This window comes from Corynebacterium maris DSM 45190, from assembly GCF_000442645.1.
GTDB classification, from domain to species: domain Bacteria; phylum Actinomycetota; class Actinomycetes; order Mycobacteriales; family Mycobacteriaceae; genus Corynebacterium; species Corynebacterium maris.
Genome location: NC_021915.1, coordinates 2,564,430 through 2,581,876, shown reverse-complemented (window position 1 = coordinate 2,581,876; position 17,447 = coordinate 2,564,430). Strand labels below are relative to the sequence as shown.

Sequence of the window (17,447 nt, the reverse complement as noted above, 5' to 3'; positions counted from 1 at the left end):
GGGTAATGTCTGAGGGCATGAAGGTGTTGACCGTGTATGACCCGGCCCAGGTGCCGCATGAGACCATTGCTGATTTCCTGTACTGGTATGACCTGACGATGGAGTTCGTCGAGGACCGGGACTACGACTCCACCGACGGCACCGCCGAGGTGCTGCTGCCGTGGCTGACGAAGGCACGCGAAGAGTTCCCGCCGAAGGTCGACGGCGCGGACAACACCACCCGCTACATCATCGGTTCCACCTATATTTACGCACGCTTCGCCGATGACGTCGCCGACGAGGCCTTCGCCCGCGGCCAGGCGCGTGCCCGAGAACTCGGCCTCGGCTCTTATGTCGCCGGTTCCGGTCAGACGGTGCTTCCCGACGGAACGGTCGTGGCCTGACACCCGGCTCTCACGGACGCAGGTGGTTGACCGCGAACATCAGCTCCTGCGGCCGCACCTGCGCCAGCCTGCCGGGGTGTCGCCCGGGCCGGGTCACCACGTTCTCATGCAGCGCGGCCGCGACAGCTTCGGCCAATGACATGCCGCCCTCCAGCCGTTGCTGCACCCGCGGCAGTAACGTCGCGATGGTGCGGGTCTGGGAGCCGTCGACGAGTTGGGCCAGCGCGGAGAGATCCAGCTGGCCGTCGCCCACCCGGATCACCTGCAGGCCTTTGGCCTGGGGCGGGCGCTTGCCCCGGACGTCGATACGCGGGCGCCGCGGCGCGGGCAGGGGATAGGGCTCCTGCGCCGGGACCGGTTCTCGGAGTTTGGCGGCGCGCTCGGTGACGTCGAGGGGCAAGTAGTCGTCCATGAGGATGACGCGGTCCGCGACGTCCAGATACGCGCCCGATCCGCCCGTGACCAGCACGGTGGACACGCCCGCGCCCTCCCAGAGGCCGCGGATGCGGTCGATGAGCGGGGTGATCGGCTCCCTGTCGGCGGGCACGAGCAGGCGCATGCGTTCGTCACGGATCATGAAGTTCGTCGCCGAGGTGTCCTCATCGATGAGCAAGCAGCTGGAACCGGCCTCGAGGGCCTCGCTGAGCCAAGCGGCCTGGGAGGTCGACCCGGAGGCGTTGGGCGTCGAAAAGTTCGTCGTGCCTGCGCCGGTGGGCAGCCCATCGATGAACTGGGAGATGTCGACCCCGGTGACCGCGCGGCCGTCCTCGGCGCGCAGGGCGACGGCGTCGTCCACGGACACGATGAGCTCGCGCCCGTCGCCCGCCACGTGGTCATAGACCCCGGACTGCAGGGCACGCAGCAGCGTGGACTTGCCGTGGAAGCCGCCGCCGACGATCACGGTGACGCCGCGGGCGAGGCCCATGCCGGTGACCTCGCGGCCCGACGGCAGCCGGTAGCTCCGCCGCAGCGACTCCGGGGACTGGAAGGTGACGGCTGTGCGTAACGGCTCGTCGCTGTCGCCGGAGCGGCGCGGGAGCACGGAGCCGTCGGCGACAAAAGCCACCAAGTCGTCGGCGCGCACCTGCTCGCGCAGATCTTCCTGATCGACCTTGAGGCGGATGGCCTCCTGCAGCTTCTCCGGGTCGGCGTCGACAACGGCCCGCGTAACGACGTCGGGCAGCACCTCGGTGAGCAGCCGCGCCGCCACCCGGCCGCGGATCCTTCGACCCTTCGCGGGCAGCGCCGCCTCCATCCGTAGCTCCAACCCATGACGGGTGAAGACCACGGTGGAGCGCACCAAGACCTGCTGGCCTGGTCGGTCGATGCCCAGCTGGCCGTTCTCCTTGCCGCGCGGGCTCAGCTCCGCGATCGCTCCCACGAGCCGGCGAGTCAGGTGATCGCCCGCTGCCCCGGGATGCCAGACGGCCAGATCGTGGATATTCCCCAGGACAGCGCGCTCGAGCACGACCCGGATCAGCGAGGGCGGGGCGAAGGGGTCCGCCTGCACCTTATCCAGGTGCAGCGTCACGCCCGGGGCGACGGCATGCTCCCCGCGCAGCGACTTGTACGCGCCGTAACCTTTACCGTCGAGCGCAGTGAGCCGGGACGCCAGCGACATCTACTGGCGATAGCTGGCCAGGAAGTTGCCCAGCCGGTCGAGGGCATTTTCCAGCTGTGAGGCCCACGGCAGCGTCACCACCCGGAAGTGCTGGTGGTCCGGCATGTTGAAGCCGGTGCCCTGCACCATGAGGATCTTTTCCTGGCGCAGCAGGTCCAGCATCAGTTGGGTGTCGTCGTGGATCTCGTAGACGTTCGGGTCCAGCTTCGGGAACGCGTACAGCGCCCCCTTCGGCTTGACCGCAGACACGCCCGGGATTTCGTTGAGCTTCTCGTAGGCGATGTCGCGCTGGCGCAGCAGCCGGCCGTCCTCGCCGGTCAGCCCGTAGATGGACTGCCGGCCGCCGAGGGCCACCTGGATGGCGTGCTGGCCCGGCACATTCGAGCACAGCCGCGTTCCGGCGAGCAGCTCCAGGCCCTCGATGAAGCCCTTGGCGTACTCCTTCGGCCCGGTGACGATGACCCAGCCCGCGCGGTAACCGGCGACGCGGTAGGCCTTGGACAGGCCGTTGAAGGTCAAGGTCAGCACATCGGGAGCGACCTCCGCCATGGAGATGTGCTGCGCGCCGTCGTAGAGGATGCGGTCGTAGATCTCGTCGGCGAGGATCATCAGGTCGTGTTCGCGGGCGACCTGCGCGATGTCTTCCAGCACCTTGCGCGGGTACACCGCACCCGTCGGGTTATTCGGGTTGATCACCACGATGGCCTTGGTGCGCTCCGTGATCTTGGAACGGATGTCCTCGATCGACGGGTTCCAGTCGTCCTCCTCGTCGAGGACGTAGTGCACCGGATTGCCGCCGGCCAGCGTCGTCGAAGCGGTCCACAGCGGGTAGTCCGGCATGGGGATGAGGATCTCGTCACCGTCGTTGAGCAGCGCCTGGGTGACCATGGAGATCAGCTCGGAGACGCCGTTGCCCAGGTAGACGTCGTCGACGTCGAAGTGGGGGAAGTCCTCGATGACTTCGTAGCGGGTGACCACCGCACGGCGCGCCGGCAGGATGCCCTTGGAGGTGGAGTAGCCCTGCGAGGTCGGCAGGTTGGCGATCATGTCGCGCATGATCACGTCCGGGGCGTCGAAGCCGAAGACGGCGGGGTTGCCGGTGTTCAGCTTGAGGATGGTGTGGCCCTCGGACTCCATGCGCTCAGCCTCCGCGGCGAGCGGTCCGCGGATGTCGTAGAAGACGTTCTTCAGCTTGTCCGCCTGGTCGAAGGTACGCGACGTGCGACGGGCCGAGGCGGCCTTCTTCTTCGGCTGCTCCGGCGCCTGCTTCGCCGGGGCCGTCTGTTTGGTAGTTTCTTTTTCGTTCTGCGGCGTGTCTGTGGTATCTGGCTCGTTCTCGCTCATAGGGACATGGTGCCACACGGAGCAATGCCCAGGGAAAAGTGCCGGAGGGCCACCCCGCGCGTGCGGGCCGGATGCTACTTCTTCTTGAACTTGTCCAACGAGCGCTTCGCGAATCCCATCGCCTCATTCGTCAGTTCACTGGCCAACTGCTGCCGCTGCGCCTTCAACTCCGCTTGGCGGGCCTGCTCCGCGGCCTTGCGCTCTGCGTTACGGAGGGCGTCGGCGGACTGGATCTCGCGCAACCGCTCCTTCTCAATTTGCTTCGGCGACGGCGTGTACCAGGACTTCGGGCCAATCTTCATGATGTACAACAAGATCCACACCATCGGAATCACAAAAATCAGCAGACCCGCGAGCTCCCCGACCGCGGTCATGAGGATCGGGGTAGCGACCAAAGCGCCGACCGTGGTCAACCCCAAGAGCCCGGCCTTGATGTTCTTCGACGACTTATGCGCCGCCGCAATCTCCTGGGCGGAGTACACGGCGTCCAGTTCCTTGCCGGAGCCGTCCGGGTTTTGCGGAATGTCTAGGAAGTACTGGTCCAGATCACTGCGCACGTTGGCGTGGGTCACGCCTTTGCAGCGGTCGTCGTACTCGTCAATGGTCAGACGGCCTTCCGCGAACGCGCGCCCCAGGGCAGCCATCGCTGAATTCCGCTCTTCGTCACTGAGACGAACAGCAGGATTACGACGGTTGTCATAAGGGATGCTCATAGTCCCGATTCTAGACACAGGCCCACGTCGATGAATCGGGGAAGACCCTGATTTCCGTATGCTCTCCGCGAATGCCGAAATCCCCTGACTCCGGAACGGAATCAGGGGATTGAATCACAAGAACTCACTGGCGGCCAGACTCGTCGTCCTGCTCATCGACGTCCGGCTCGACGCCTTTCGGCGCCGGAGGAGCGGGAGGAGCGGGAGGTGCCGGTGGCGTTGGCGGCGTGGCGGGCGCCGCAGGGGGAGCGGGTTTTTCTGCAGCTGCAGAATCTGCGCCAGGCGTCTTGGGAGGGGCAGGGGCACTCGGCACGGAGGGGCTTTCTGAACGTGCAGAATGTGAACCAGGCGCCGCAGGAATAGCAGGTGTACTAGGAGCCTGTGGCGCAGCAGTATTTTCTGCGGCCGCAGAATCTCCACCCCGTGCTTGCGGTGCGGGCGGCGCTGTCGGTGCTGCCGGGGCATTAGGTGCTGCAGGAGGGATGGGGATGCTTGGCACGGAGGGGCTTTCTGCACGTGCAGAATCCGCACCCGGAGCAGACGGTGCCGGCGGGACTCCTGGAGGAGTCGGCGCGGTTGGCACACCCGGAGCATTCGGTACTGGAGGTGCTGACGTCTTGGCAGATTCTGCAGCTGCAGAATTTCTGCCCGGTGCCGCAGGCGCTGCAGGGATCGATGGTGTGCTCGGAACAGCCGGGTTTTCTGCACGTGCAGAATGTGTGCCTGGCGCAGCAGGTGCCGGGGAAGTAGGCGCGCCGGGCGCACCAGGTATTGCAGATTTTTCTGCAGCTGCAGAATTTCCACCCGGGGCGGGTGGTGCGGGCGGGGCTGGGGGAGTGCCCGGGGCGGCTGGTACGGCCGGCCTTTCTGCAGCTGCAGAATCTATACCCGGCGCAGGCGGGGCAGGCGGGGTTCCGGGAGGAGTCGATGCGCCCGGGACACTCGGGAGGCTCGGGGTCGGAGGCGCAGGCATCTGTGCAGAATTCATGCCCGGCGCAGCAGGGGCTGTGGGCACTGCCGGGGAAGTAGGCGCACCGGGCACGCCAGGTACTGCAGATTTTTCTGCTGGGGCAGGGGGTGTGCTCGGGGCAGAGGGTGCCGCGGGGACGCCCGGCGCGGTAGGAGTTCCCGGAGCAGCAGGCGTTTCTGCGGCTGCAGAATTCGCGCTCGGAGCAGAAGGCGCCGCCGGCGCACTCGGAGTAGCCGGAGCCGCAGATGCCGCCGTCGACCCGCCTTCCGGCGGAGTCGTGGACTTCTCGGGCCCCTTCTTCTTCGGGGTGATGCTGAGCTCGAGGCGTTTCGGCTCGACGAGGAATTCCTTCTGGCGGGGTGCGGGCAACTGGTCGTCGACAAGCACGCTGTCACGCAGTCGCACGGCGACGTCGCGGACCTCCGGCTTGGGGCCTTCGGAGTCTTGCGTCAGCGCCTTGACGCCGCCGTCGAACATGGTGGTGCAGAACGGGCAGGCGGTGGCGATTTCCTCGGCGCCGGTCTCCATGGCCTGTCCGGTGCGGAACTCGTTGACGCGCTGGCCGATGTTCTCCTCCATGAACATGCGGGCGCCGCCCGCGCCGCAGCAGAAGGCCTCGTTGCGGGATTTGTTCATCTCGCGTAGCTCGATGCCGGTCGCGCCGAGCAGTTCGCGCGGCGGGTCGAAGACCTGGTTGTGGCGGCCGAGGAAGCAGGGGTCGTGGTAGGTGATCGGCTTGCGCTGGTCCGGGGTGCGCGGAACCGGGGTCAGCCACTTGTCACGCACCAGGCGGTTGAGCAGCTGCGTGTGGTGGAAGACGTCGTAGTGGCCGTCGAAGTCCGGGTACTCGTTGCGGATGGTGTTGAAGCAGTGCGGGCAGGTGGTGATGATCTTGCGTTGGCCCTGCGGCACGCCGTCGAAGACCTCGTCGAGCGTGTCGATGTTCTGGGCGGCCTGCATCTGGAAGAGGAACTCGTTGCCCGCACGGCGCGCCGGGTCGCCGGTGCAGGTTTCGCCGGTGGACAGCACCATGTACTTCACACCGGCGGTGTGCAGCAGGTCGACGACCGCGCGGGAGGTGCGGCGGCCCTGTTCGTCGTAGGCGCCGGCGCAGCCGACCCAGAACAGGTACTCGGTGTCGTTGAAGTCGTGGACGTCCTCGCCGAAGACGGGCACCTCGACGCCGTCGCGGCGGGCCTGTTCGACCCACTGGGCACGCTCGGAGTTGTTGCGGCCCCACGGGTTGCCCTTGTTTTCGATATTGGTGAACATGCCGGCCAGCTCGGAGGGGAAGTCCGCGTCGGCCAGCACCTGGAAGCGGCGCAGGTCAGTGATGTGGTCGATGTGCTCGATGTCCACCGGACACTGGTCCACGCAGGCGCCGCAGTTGGTGCAGGACCACAGGACGTCGTCTTCGATGACGCCACCTTCACCGGCGAGCTTGAGCACGTCGAGGCCCGCGTGCGAGTCGTCCGCCTCGAGGACGCTGGGATCGCGCAGCACATCGGCGTCGGCCATCGCCGCGTCGCGCAGGTCCATGATGACCTTCTTCGGGCTCAACGGTTTGCCGGTGTTCCACGCGGGGCACAGGTCTTGGCAACGGCCGCACTCGGTGCAGGTGGTCGTGTCCAGCAGCATCTTCCACGAGGCGTCGGTGGTGAAGCCGACGCCGGTGACGGTGTCGTCGTCGACGGTGTCCAGGGTGACGCGGTTGCCGTGCTGGTCGGTCATCGGCTTGAGCTTGCCGTTGGCGGGCTTGCCGTCGGGGTTGCGCTGGAAGAAGAGGTTGAAGAACGCGGTGAAACGGTGCCACGCCACGCCCCACGTCAGGTTGATGCCGACAAAGACGAGGAAGACCATGCCGGAGAGCAGCTTGATCAGAGCGATGACGCTGACCAGCACCGGCGAGGCGGGGAACAGGTTCGCCAGGTGAATCGTGAAGAAGTCGGCCCACAGGGAGCCGCCGCCGAAGGTCGCGATTTTCGAGGCCTTGACCAGCAGCATGCCCAGCCCGGAGAGCAGCACCACGGCTTCGATGACGTAACCGGGGATCATGTGCGAGCCGTAGAAACGTGACGCGCGTTCTTTGTCACCGAGCTTCAGGCGCACGCCAATGAGCACCAGAATGCCGATGACCGTGGCCAGGCCGAGGATCTCCTCCACGAAGTGGTAGATCGGCCACCCGGAGAGGATCGGCCAACCGCCCGCCGGATTGAACGTCTGGATGAAGGCTTCGAACCAGACGACGATGCCGAACATGAATCCCAGCATCACCGCCAAGTGCGCGGCGCCTGCGAGCGGGCGTTTGAACATCTTCGTGTGGCCGAAGGTCTGCCGCAGCGTCGTGCCCAGGCGTTGCCATGGGCGGTCGAGCCTGCCGGGCAACGGCTTGCCGGCGGCGACGAGCCGGAAGATCCGGTAGGCGCCATAGAGGAATAGCGCGAAGGCCGGGATGGCCAGGACGACGCCGATCACCCCGAGGGTGATCGTGGCCGCCGAGACCGCTTCGTCAGCGGAGTAGATCATGCGTGGCTTCCCTTTGCATTTTTAAAACCGAGTGGTCGATACCACCATAAAGCGGTCTGGGGATAACGCGGCAGTCGCCATCGGGTTTTATTCGGGAACGGCAGTTTGGGATCTGCTCGGGAAGACTGCGGCTCCGAACCATCATCCCGCCGGTCCTCGGTAACTTGGGGAGCAATGACACCTCATCGGCTTCTGGCCACCGTCGCGGGCACCCCCCGCCGCGGTGCCTGCGCGCACCGGGAGGAGAAGCACCACGATGAGCACCGGTAACGACGACCGAAGCCCGCTCCGTGCCCTCTTGGGTCTCGTCCTGGTCGCGGCACTGATCGCGGCGCTGGCGATCTATGGCCCCGGCCTGCTCCGCAGTGTGCGGGAGGGGGACAACCCGTTGCCTTGGCCCGCCGAGTGCACGGTCGAGACCGCGGACGGCGCAATCGGACTTGACCGAAAGCAGGCGCAGCTGGCCACCACGGCGGTGGCGCTCGCGGACCGGGGAGCTGAGACGCCGGACGTTTCGGGCATTGATGACGCCGTGCTGCGGCGGCTCGCGGAAGGCCCGCCCGAAGACGCCGGACCGAGCTTGACCTGCAGCGGAACAGCCGCCGGCGACCTTCCTGACGAGCAGATGACGGCCAGCGGCCTGACCCCGCGTGCCGAGCAGGTGCGTGCGGCGATGACCGAAGTCTTCGGTGAGCTTCCCCTGGGCGGCTTCACCCCGGGCGGCTTCGATTACGGCCACGGTGAAAACTCGACGCACTATGACGGGCGTGCCATCGACGTCTTCTTCCGCCCAGCCACGGAGGATAACCGGCGGGCGGGGTGGCGGTTGGCTCAGTGGTTGATCGCCCATGCCGATGAGCTGCACGTCCAGTACGTCATCTTCGATGACCGGATTTGGAGCGCCCACAGCTTCCGCGGGCAGTGGCGGAACTACCGGGCGCCTGAACCTGCCAACGAGATCCTGCGGCACCTCGACCACGTGCACGTGGATGTGCTGGGCGGGGGAGCGACCTAGGCGGGGCAGGGTGCGCGAAGAGCTTGGGTCCCGTTACCCCATAGGCGTTGCCCCATAGGAAGCGATTTTGTGTGCTCCGGCCCGGAAAACTGAGTCCTATGGGGCAACGCCTATGGGGTAACAGACGGTCACGGGCATGATTCCACGCGAAGCTTCCCGACGAGTTCCTTCATCAGGTCGGCGGTCTCCGTCGGGGTGGTGCCCACGTGGACGCTGGCGGCTTCCAGAGCCTCCTTCTTTGCTTGGGCGGTGCCGACGGAGCCGGTGACGATCGCGCCCGCGTGCCCCATGGTCTTGCCCTCCGGGGCGGTGAAGCCGGCGACGTAGCCGACGACGGGCTTGCTCACGTGCTCGGCGATGTACTCGGCGGCGCGTTCCTCGGCGTCGCCGCCGATCTCGCCGATCATGATGATGGCCTCGGTGGCCGGGTCCGCCTCGAAGGCCTCGAGCGTGTCGATGAAGGTGGTGCCGATGATGGGGTCGCCGCCGATGCCGATGGCCGTGGAAATGCCGACGTCGGAGAGTTCGTACATCATCTGATAGGTCAGGGTGCCGGACTTGGACACCAGCCCCACCGGGCCTGAACCGGTGATCGAGGCGGGGATGATGCCGGCCAGGGAGACCTCCGGGGTGATGACGCCGGGGCAGTTCGGGCCGATGATGCGGGTGCCGCCGACCTTCTGCGCGTGTGCCCACGCCTCGGAGGTGTCGTGGACGGGGATGCCCTCGGTGATGACCACGGCCAGCGGAATGCGGGCGTCGATCGCCTCGATGATCGCGGACTTGGCGAAGGCCGGCGGCACGAAGATCACCGTCACGTTCGCGTCCGTCTCCTCCACTGCGTCGGCCACGGTGCCGAAGACGGGCAACTGTGTGCCGTGCAGGGTGAGGGTCTCGCCGGCCTTGCGGGGGTTGGTGCCGCCGACGACGTTCGCGCCGGCGGCGAGCATGCGGGTGGCGTGCTCACGGCCTTCGGCGCCGGTGATGCCTTGGACGATGATGCGGGAATTCTCGTCGAGGAAGATCGCCATGGTGGGCTCCTTTAGGTGGTGACGGGCGCGAGCTGCTCGCTGGCGGCGAGCTCGGTGACTTTGTCGGCGGCGTCGTCCATGCTGGACACCAGGGTCAGCAAGGGGTGGTCGTAGTTGGCGAGGATGCGGCAACCCTCCTCGACGCTATTGCCGTCGAGGCGCACGACGATGGGCTTGGAGGCGGCGTCACCGATCTCCCGGAGGGCGCCGACGATGCCTTCGGCGACTGTGTCGCAGGCCGTGATGCCGCCGAAGACGTTGACCAGCACGGCGGTGACTTGCTCGTCGTCAAGCACCCGCTCCAGGCTGGTCGCCATGACCTCCGCGGAAGCCCCGCCGCCGACGTCGAGGAAGTTGGCGGGCCGTTGCCCGCCGTGGCGTTCACCGGCGGCGGCGACCACGTCGAGGGTGGACATGACCAGACCAGCGCCGTTGCCGATCACGCCCACCGAACCGTCGAGCTTGACGTAGTTGTAGTCGTGCGCGGAGCCGTTGTCGCGGTCGTCGTGGCGGAACGCGGCGTTGCCGTCCAGGGTGACCTTCGCGTCGAGGGCGAGGATCTCGCCGTCGGCGGTGAGCACGAGCGGGTTGACCTCCACCAAGGTGGCGTCTTCCTCGTGGTAGACCTCGTAGATCCGCTGCAGCACGGGCGCGACCTTCGCCGCGACGTCATCGCGGAAGCCGGCTTCTGCCACGATGCGGCGGGCGGTGGCGGCATCGATGCCCGTCAACGGGTCGACCGGGACCCGGGCCAGGGCTTCCGGCCTGTCCTCGGCCAACTGCTCGATGTCCATGCCGCCCTGCGTCGAGCACAGCGCCAGATACGAGCGTTCCGCCCGGTCGAGCAGGACGGAGAAGTAGTATTCCTCCGCGACGTCGACGGCCTGAGCCACCATGACCTTGTCCACGGTGTGGCCCTTGATGTCCATGCCCAGGATCTCCTCGGCGGCGGTGGCGGCCTCTTCCGGGGTGCTGGCCATCTGGATGCCGTCGGCCTTGCCTCGGCCGCCGACCTGCACCTGCGCCTTGACCACCGTTGGGCCGCCGATGCGTTCCGCGGCGGCGCGGGCCTCGGCGGGGGTGGTGGCGACCTGGCTGGGCAGGACGGGGACGTGGTGGGCGGCGAAAAGTTCGTGTGCCTGGTACTCGAAGAGGTCCATGGTCGTGCTCCCATCGCTGGTGCGGTCAACGGTGACGCCGACGTGCTCGGAGCGCCGTTAGCCCCGCAGTGTAGCGACATTGCCACGGGCGTGACGGGAGACCGAGAAAGCCGAAAAGCCGCCGCCCCTTCAGTGAATATCCACTGAAGGGGCGGCGGCGAGCGGCGCTGAGAGCTAGCGACGCGCCGATAAGCGGGAAACGCTTAGCGGGCGGCTTCGATCTGCACGGCCTGGGCGACAGCCTCGACGACTGCGGCGACCTTGACGGCCTCCCAGACCTGCTCCTTGGTCAGGCCCTCTTCGCGCACGGTGTTGGCGTGTGCGACGACACAGTTCTCGCAACCGTTGATGGTGGAGACTGCCAGGGACCACAGCTCGAAGTCGACCTTCTCCACGCCCGGCTTGGAGATGATGTTCATGCGCAGGCCCATCTTGACCTGCGCGTAGTCATCACCCAGGAAGTGACGGGCACGGTAGGCGACGTTGTTCATCGCCATGACGGTGGCGGAGCCCAGGGCTGCCTCGAAGGCCTCCTCGGACAGGTGCTCCTTGGCCTCCTCGGAAATCTCCGAGAAGACGGTGTCGTTCTTCGTGGCGGCTGCGGAGGCCAGCAGGGTGCCCCACAGCTGCTGCTCGGACAGCTCGGTCGAACGGGTCAGAGTGCCCAGGTTGAGCTTCTGATCCTTGGCGTACTCCGGAAGCGCGCTACGCAGGTTATCGATAGACATACTTTACTTCAGAGCCTCCTGGACCACGTCCATCTTGTCGATGTTCTTGGTCGGGTCGTTGGCTTCCCAGTTGCAGGCGCAGACTTCCTCGGACTGCAGGGCGTCCAGGACGCGCAGGACCTCGTCGACGTTACGGCCGACGGCGTCCGGGGTGACGGAGACGAACTGGATGATGCCGTCCGGGTCGATGATGAAGGTCGCGCGGTCGGCGACGCCCTCCTCGTTCTCGACGCCCAGCTCACGGATGAGCTCGTGCTTGATGTCGGAGAACATCGGGAACGGGACGTCCTTCAGCTCATCGTTGGTCGCGCGCCAGTTGAAGTGGGAGAACTCGTTGTCCACGGAGCCGCCCAGGACCTGGGTGTCGCGGTCCTGGAACTCCTCGTCGAGCTTGCCGAAAGCGGCGATCTCGGTCGGGCAGACGAAGGTGAAGTCCTTCGGGTAGAAGAAGACGATCTTCCACTTGCCCGGGTAGGTGTCCAGGGAGACGGTCTCGAAGTAGTCGTCCGGCTGCTGGGCGTTAGCCTCGGACAGGTTGCCGCCCTTGAGGGCGAGGAGCTCGAACTCCGGGAACTTCTCTCCAACGGTCATGATTGCCATAGAAAAACTACCTCTTCTGATAGTGGAATCTGCTGTCTGGTGCTCCGCATACGTGAGCGTTGTCTCTAACGATATAGAAACGTGGCCCATTCGCAATAGGAGGGCGGGAAATTCATACCCAAACGGGTGTAAATTTTCGCCATTAACATCAGTATACCTATTTCTTTATTTATTGCCAGAAAATATTCATGCTGCCCTATAGGTGCATGTGTGCGGGCTACAAGGCCGCGAGGGAGAAGAGGCCAGGAAGGTGACATGCAGGAAAATTTTTCGTCGACCACAGGGCGTGAGGCGCGGCCTACGGTCACTCCCCGGCACAGGGACGGGAAAGCGGAAGTGGTCCTGGTGGGGCTGCATAGCCTCACCGACGGTGGCACGATGGCGGGCATGGCAAACGTGCTCGCGACTCATGTCAGGGTGACCCTCCAGGTCGAGGTCGGCCCCGCCGGCCTCCCGCTGTCCGACCTGCAGTGGTTGCTCTCCCGGCTCGGCCGGCTCTTTGAACTGAGCGCCTGGGTGGCTGATCCGGGCATGCTGACCGACCCGGAACGTGCCGACACACAGGCCGCCGGCTCCCGCATCCCGCGGCTGCCGGTGCGCTACACCACCGGCCTCCGCCCGGAGGTCGACCCGCAGCTCGTCCGCGTCACCGCCGATCCGTCGAGGATGACGTATCTGCTTCCCCACACCATGCTGTGGGCGCTGGTGCAGCTGCTGCGCGGGGCGCCGGGCTCGGACGAGGTGATCACCCTGTCGGTCCCCGACGCCACCCTGTGGTCCCTACAGGAAATGCGCGCTCAGCCCGATCGCACCAAGCGAGTCCAGGACGAATTCACTCTTCGGGTGCAACAGGTGGAGGAGCACTTCGGCTGATCCGGGCCGGTCCTGTGGGGCGGGCTTAACGACGCTCGGCCCCGGACAGCTCCGTGACTACTCTTCTTCCGCGAACTGTGACTGGTACAGCCGGTGGTAGGCGCCCTCGGCGGCGATCAGCTCGTCGTGGGTGCCCTGTTCGACGATGGCGCCGGACTCCATGACCAGGATGAGGTCGGCGTCGCGGATCGTCGACAAGCGATGCGCGATGACGAAGGAGGTGCGCTCGGCGCGCAGGGCGCTCATCGCCTCCTGGACCAGCACCTCGGTGCGGGTGTCCACCGAGGAGGTCGCCTCGTCCAGGATGAGCAGCGCCGGCCGGGCCAAAAAGGCGCGGGCGATGGTGATCAGCTGCCGCTCGCCGGCCGAGAGCGAACCGCCGTCCTGGGAGATCTCAGTGTCGTAGCCCTCGGGCAGCGTGTGCACGAAGCGGTCGACGTAGGTGGCCTTCGCCGCGGCCAGGACCTCCTCGTCGGTGGCGTCGAGGCGGCCGTAGCGGATGTTGTCCCTGATGGTGCCCTCAAACAGCACGGCGTCCTGCAGCACCATCCCCACCTGGGAGCGCAGCCCACGGCGCGACAGCTCGGAGATGTCGGTGCCGTCAAGGGTGATGGCGCCGCCGTCGAGTTCGTAGAAGCGCATGATGAGGTTGACCAACGTGGTCTTGCCCGCCCCCGTGGGGCCCACGATCGCGGCGGTCTGACCGGGTTCCACCCGCAGGCTCAGGCCACGGATCAACTCCTGGTCTTCCGAGTAGGAGAAGTCCACGTCATGGAACTCCACCAACCCGCGGGCGCGGCCGTCGAGGCGGGCGCCGGCGGTCTCGGGGCGCTGCTCCTCGGCGTCGAGAAGCTCGAAGATGCGCTCCGCGGAGGCCACGCCCGACTGCACCATCTGCAGCATGCCGCCCAGTTCGCTGAGCGGCTGGTTGAACTGCCGCGAGTACTGGATGAAGGCGGTCGCCTCGCCGAGGGTCATCTGCCCGCCGGCCACGCGCAGGCCGCCGAACACCGCGATGGCCACATAAGACAGGTAGGAGATGAACTGCATGATCGGCATCATCAGCCCGGAGAGGAACTGCGCGGACGCGGCCGCCTCGTAGAGCTCGCCGTTGCGGCGGTCGAAGACCTCGCCCGCCTGCTCCCGGCGCCCGAAGATCTGGATGAGGTCGTGGCCGGAGAAGGTTTCCTCGATGTGGCCGTTGAGCATGCCGGTGGAGCGCCACTGGGTGGCGAACTGGCGCTGTGAGCGCGAGCCGATCACCGCCAGCACCCCGGCCGTCAGCGGGATCGCCAGCAGCGCCACGAGCGCGAGCTGCCAGGAGACGGTGAACATCATCACGGTGATGCCCACCAGCATCATGAGCGAGTGCACCGCCTGCGACAGCGTCTGCTGCAACGCCTGCTGCACGTTGTCCACGTCGTTGGTGGTGCGCGAGAGGATGTCGCCGCGCTGGCCGCGGTCGAAATAGCTCAACGGCAGCGAGTTGATCTTGGCTTCCACGTCGACGCGCAGCCCGTAGACCACGCGCATGACCATGCGGTTGAGGATGAAGCCCTGCAGCCACATGAAGAACGAGGCAAAGACATAGAGGGCGATGATCAAGAGGATCAGCTGGCCGAGCCGGTCGAAGTCGATGCCCGTCCCGGGGGTCAGCTCCATGGCGGTGAGCATGTCGGCGAAGGTGTTCTGTCCTTCGGCGCGCAGGCCGGCGATGACGTCCTCGCGGGTCAGCCCGGCCGGCATCTGAGAGGAGATCGCGCCGGAGAAGATGACGTCCATGGCGCGGCCGGTCACGAGCGGGGCGTAGACGGTGAGCACCACCGATATCGTCACCAAGAGTAGGACGAGGCCCATCTTCGCCTTGTGCGGGGCGATCAGGCCCAGCAGGCGGGCGCCGGCAGCGGCGAAGTTCTTCGCCTGGCGCGGCGCGGACCCTTCGCCGGCTTTCTCCTGCAGCTCGAGCAGTTCTTCCTCAGTCAGGTCCTGGAGCTCATTGCGCGTGCGTGCCATGGCCTATGCCTCTTCCGCGGTCATCTGGGAGCTGACGATTTCCCGGTAGGTCGTCGAGGTCTCCAACAATTCTTCGTGGGTGCCGCGGGCGGTGACGGCCCCGGCCTCCATGACCAGGATCTGGTCGGCGTCGACGATGGAGCTGACGCGCTGCGCGACGACGATGACGGTGGCGTCGGCGATCGTGGGGCGCAGCGCCGCCCGCAACCGGGCGTCGGTCATGACGTCGAGGGCGGAGAAAGAGTCGTCGAAAAGGTGGATCTTCGGCTCAGCCACCAACGAACGGGCGATCGCCAGCCGCTGGCGCTGCCCGCCGGAGACGTTGGTGCCGCCCTGGGAGATCGCCATGTTCAGGCCGTCCTCGTGGCGTCGCACGAAGTCCGCCTGGGCGATCTCGAGGGCCTCCCAGAGGTCGTCGTCGGTGGCGTCGGGGTCACCGATGCGCAGGTTGCTGGCCACCGTCCCGGAGAAGAGGTACGGCTTCTGCGGGACCATGGCCACCCGGTCGACGATGTCCTGGCGCGCGAGTTCGGTCACGGGCACGCCGTCGATGAGCACCCGCCCGCCGGTCGGGGCGTAGAGCCGCGGGATCAGCGACAACAACGAGGACTTGCCGGAACCGGTGGCGCCGATGATGGCGGTGACCTGGCCGGGTTCGGCGGTGAAGGAAATGTCGTCCAGCACGGGGGCGTCGGCGCCCGGGTAGGTGAAGTCGACCCCCTCGAACGTCACGACGCCGCGGGCCGGGGCCGCCGGGGTGGGCTCGGCGGGCTCCGCGATGGACGGTTCACGCTGCAGCACCTCGGTGACGCGGCGGGCGCAGACGATGGCACGCGGCAGCATCATCGCCATGAACGCACCCATCATGACGGCGGCGAGAATCTGCAGCAGGTACTGCAGGAACGCGGTCAGCGAGCCGACCTGCACCAGGCCCTGGTCGACGCGGATCCCGCCGAACCACATCACCGCGCCGGTGGCGACGTTGAGGATCAACATGATCACGGGAAACATCAGCACGAACAGGTTGCCGATCTTCAGCGACAGTTTCGTCAGGTCGGCGTTCGCGGCGTCGAAACGCCGTGTCTCGTGGTCCTCGCGGGTGAAGGCGCGGACGACGCGCACGCCCGTGATCTGCTCGCGCAAGATCCCGTTGATGCGGTCGATTTTGCCCTGCAGGCCCTGGAACAACGGCATCAGGGCCGCGATCAGCGCGCCGACCGCCACCAGCAGCACCAGCACGGAGACCCCCACCAGCCAGGACAGGCCGGGGTCCTCGCGCAGGGCCATGACCACCCCGCCGACCATCATGATGGGCACCGGCGCCATGAAGTTCAGCACCATCAGGAAGGTCATCTGGACCTGCTGCACATCGTTGGTGCCGCGGGTGATCAAGGTGGCGGCCCCGAAGTGGGAGACGTCTTCCGCGGAGAAGTCCGTCACGCGGTCGAAGACGTCGGCGCGCACGTCGCGGCCGACGCCCATGGAGGTACGCGCGCCGAACCAGATGGCGATGCCCGCCGAGATGACCTGCACGAACGCGACGATAAGCATGACGCCGCCGATGCGCCAGATGAACGGGACGTTGCCCTGGGACACGCCCTCGTCGATGATGCGGGCGTTGAGTGAGGGCAGGTACAGCGTGGCCAGGGTGGAAATCGTCTGCAGGACGACGATGGCCGCGATCGCGCCCAGATAGGGCTTTGAGCGCGCGGAGAGCAAGCGGAGCAGTTCCACGGGAATCCTTTGTGGGGTGAAGCGTGGGCTGGAGGCGTGGACGGAGGTGGCGTCACGCGCCGGGTCCGCTTAAATTTAGCAGCTTGACGACGCCTGGCCTCACTGGTCGCACACGGGCACCGCGCGGGCCCGCAGCACGGTTTCCCGCCATCCGCCGGCGCCCCGGCGCACCGACTCGTCGAGGCGGCGCCATCCGGTCCAGACGGTGTGCGGCAGGGAGCGGAAGGCCAACAGGTCGGTGACGTCGCCGAGGGCGGTGGCGATCAGCGTCGTCACGTCGACGGCGTCGGGGGCCGCGCCGGCGGTGGCGTCGAGGACTGCGTCGTAGTGGCCGTCGAGCTCCTCGCGGAGCACGTCGCGGCCCACGGTGACGTTGCCGATCACCCGCAGGTGCGGGCGGGTGTAGTGCTCGGGGAGGGGCTCGACGGCGCCGTCGATGGCCTGCGTGAACTTGATCAGCCCGGGTGCGGCGGGGCGGGCCTCGAGGATGTCGACGTGGACCTCCCGCATGCCGTTGCAGATCAGCTGCTCGGCTGCGTGGAGGCCGACCGGGCCGGCGCCGATGACGGCGATGCGCAAGGGGGTGCGGTGAGTCATGTGGGAAGCCTTTCTTGGGCGATTTGTCTGCCATTGGTAGACCGCTTTGTCTAAGAATTAGCACCCCAGGCGGCGGCAGGGAACGTTTCCCCGCTTTTAAATTCAGGGGCCGGCGGGGGTGGGGGTCGGGACCGGGGAT

Annotated in this window: 14 protein-coding genes; 3 read left to right on the top strand and 11 right to left on the bottom strand. The window is 66.7% G+C overall.

Annotation, left to right across the window (positions count from 1 at the left end; all coding sequences use genetic code 11):
* The first annotated feature begins 5 nt into the window (after nucleotides 1-5).
* Complete coding sequence (locus tag B841_RS12050) at nucleotides 6-383, top strand: hypothetical protein (protein WP_041631900.1); 378 nt, start codon at nucleotides 6-8, stop codon at nucleotides 381-383.
* Nucleotides 384-393: 10 nt separating this feature from the next.
* Here B841_RS12050 and B841_RS12045 read toward each other — a convergent pair whose 3' ends face one another.
* The 4 genes from B841_RS12045 to B841_RS12030 all read right to left on the bottom strand — a co-directional run bounded on the left by B841_RS12045 (nucleotide 394) and on the right by B841_RS12030 (nucleotide 7,557).
* A complete protein-coding gene (locus B841_RS12045; RefSeq protein WP_020935773.1) occupies nucleotides 394-2,004 on the bottom strand; it encodes an ABC-ATPase domain-containing protein in 1,611 nt (536 codons plus the stop codon).
* Complete coding sequence (locus B841_RS12040) at nucleotides 2,005-3,348, bottom strand: pyridoxal phosphate-dependent aminotransferase (RefSeq protein WP_020935772.1); 1,344 nt, start codon at nucleotides 3,346-3,348, stop codon at nucleotides 2,005-2,007.
* A 74-nt stretch (nucleotides 3,349-3,422) separates the two neighbouring features.
* On the bottom strand, nucleotides 3,423-4,061 hold the full coding sequence (locus tag B841_RS12035) for a DUF1707 SHOCT-like domain-containing protein (protein WP_041631899.1): 639 nt from the start codon (nucleotides 4,059-4,061) through the stop codon (nucleotides 3,423-3,425).
* Between the two features lie 124 nt (nucleotides 4,062-4,185).
* A complete protein-coding gene (locus B841_RS12030) occupies nucleotides 4,186-7,557 on the bottom strand; it encodes a (Fe-S)-binding protein (RefSeq protein ID WP_020935770.1) in 3,372 nt (1,123 codons plus the stop codon).
* A 256-nt stretch (nucleotides 7,558-7,813) separates the two neighbouring features.
* Between B841_RS12030 and B841_RS12025 the strand changes: the two genes are divergently transcribed.
* Nucleotides 7,814-8,572, top strand: a complete 759-nt coding sequence (locus B841_RS12025) for a hypothetical protein (RefSeq protein WP_020935769.1) — start codon at nucleotides 7,814-7,816, stop codon at nucleotides 8,570-8,572.
* A 128-nt stretch (nucleotides 8,573-8,700) separates the two neighbouring features.
* Here B841_RS12025 and sucD read toward each other — a convergent pair whose 3' ends face one another.
* The 4 genes from sucD to B841_RS12005 all read right to left on the bottom strand — a co-directional run bounded on the left by sucD (nucleotide 8,701) and on the right by B841_RS12005 (nucleotide 12,091).
* Entirely contained in the window at nucleotides 8,701-9,603 is a 903-nt protein-coding gene (sucD, locus tag B841_RS12020; protein ID WP_020935768.1) for a succinate--CoA ligase subunit alpha, read from the bottom strand.
* A gap of 11 nt (nucleotides 9,604-9,614) precedes the next feature.
* Nucleotides 9,615-10,763: an ADP-forming succinate--CoA ligase subunit beta gene (gene sucC / locus B841_RS12015; protein ID WP_020935767.1), complete on the bottom strand. Its 1,149-nt coding sequence runs from the start codon at nucleotides 10,761-10,763 to the stop codon at nucleotides 9,615-9,617.
* A gap of 203 nt (nucleotides 10,764-10,966) precedes the next feature.
* The gene (locus tag B841_RS12010; protein WP_020935766.1) at nucleotides 10,967-11,491 is read right to left on the bottom strand and encodes a carboxymuconolactone decarboxylase family protein; all 525 of its coding nucleotides are present in this window, start codon (nucleotides 11,489-11,491) and stop codon (nucleotides 10,967-10,969) included.
* A 3-nt stretch (nucleotides 11,492-11,494) separates the two neighbouring features.
* Nucleotides 11,495-12,091, bottom strand: coding sequence for a peroxiredoxin (locus B841_RS12005; protein ID WP_020935765.1), 597 nt, complete (start codon nucleotides 12,089-12,091; stop codon nucleotides 11,495-11,497).
* Nucleotides 12,092-12,478: 387 nt separating this feature from the next.
* Between B841_RS12005 and B841_RS12000 the strand changes: the two genes are divergently transcribed.
* The gene (locus B841_RS12000; RefSeq protein WP_156844809.1) at nucleotides 12,479-12,964 is read left to right on the top strand and encodes a hypothetical protein; all 486 of its coding nucleotides are present in this window, start codon (nucleotides 12,479-12,481) and stop codon (nucleotides 12,962-12,964) included.
* Between the two features lie 57 nt (nucleotides 12,965-13,021).
* Here the strand turns inward: B841_RS12000 and B841_RS11995 are convergent, their stop codons facing one another.
* The 3 genes from B841_RS11995 to B841_RS11985 form a co-directional block, all read right to left on the bottom strand.
* Nucleotides 13,022-14,977 carry an ABC transporter ATP-binding protein gene (locus B841_RS11995; protein ID WP_020935763.1) on the bottom strand — a complete coding sequence of 652 codons (1,956 nt, stop codon included), beginning with the start codon at nucleotides 14,975-14,977 and terminating at the stop codon, nucleotides 13,022-13,024.
* Between the two features lie 3 nt (nucleotides 14,978-14,980).
* Nucleotides 14,981-16,711 (bottom strand): ABC transporter ATP-binding protein, encoded by a 1,731-nt coding sequence (locus B841_RS11990; protein WP_020935762.1) that lies wholly within the window; start codon nucleotides 16,709-16,711, stop codon nucleotides 14,981-14,983.
* A 99-nt stretch (nucleotides 16,712-16,810) separates the two neighbouring features.
* Nucleotides 16,811-17,308, bottom strand: coding sequence for a ferredoxin/ferredoxin--NADP reductase (locus tag B841_RS11985; RefSeq protein ID WP_020935761.1), 498 nt, complete (start codon nucleotides 17,306-17,308; stop codon nucleotides 16,811-16,813).
* Nucleotides 17,309-17,447: the final 139 nt, after the last annotated feature.